This is a genomic window from Sodalis-like endosymbiont of Proechinophthirus fluctus (assembly GCF_001602625.1).
GTDB lineage: Bacteria > Pseudomonadota > Gammaproteobacteria > Enterobacterales > Enterobacteriaceae.
The window spans coordinates 25586-25973 of sequence record NZ_LECR01000077.1 but is presented as its reverse complement, the minus strand read 5'-3'; the positions used below and the strand labels follow the sequence as shown (position 1 = coordinate 25973).

1 protein-coding gene is annotated in these 388 nt (G+C 59.3%); it reads left to right on the top strand.

Going from position 1 to position 388, the window contains the following annotated elements; all coding sequences use genetic code 11:
* A partial coding sequence (locus BG74_RS07560) for a nicotinate-nicotinamide nucleotide adenylyltransferase (protein ID WP_439895710.1) occupies positions 1-388 on the top strand: 388 nt, incomplete at both ends.

Here is a 388-nt window from a genome sequence, read left to right as displayed (position 1 = left end):
ATCACGATGGCACGCCTTGTCAACCTGCAGCAAGTGATCCTCTTGCCGAACAATATCCCACCGCACCGGCCGCAACCCTTGGCATCAGCACAGCAGCGATTGGCGATGGCACGCCTGGCGATTGCCGAGCTGCCGGACGCGCTATTCACCCTTGATGATCGTGAACTCCGCCGCCCAATGCCTTCCTGGACGGTAGATACGTTTGAAGATCTACGCCGCGAATATGGCCCCAACGCACCACTGGGTTTCATTATCGGCCAGGACTCGCTGCTCACTCTGCCGCAATGGCACTGTGGCCTGGTACTGCCGGACCTTTGTCATTTGCTAGTGTGCGCCCGTCACGGCTATGGTGACGGACTGGATGACGAGAACGACAGCCGCTGGCTCA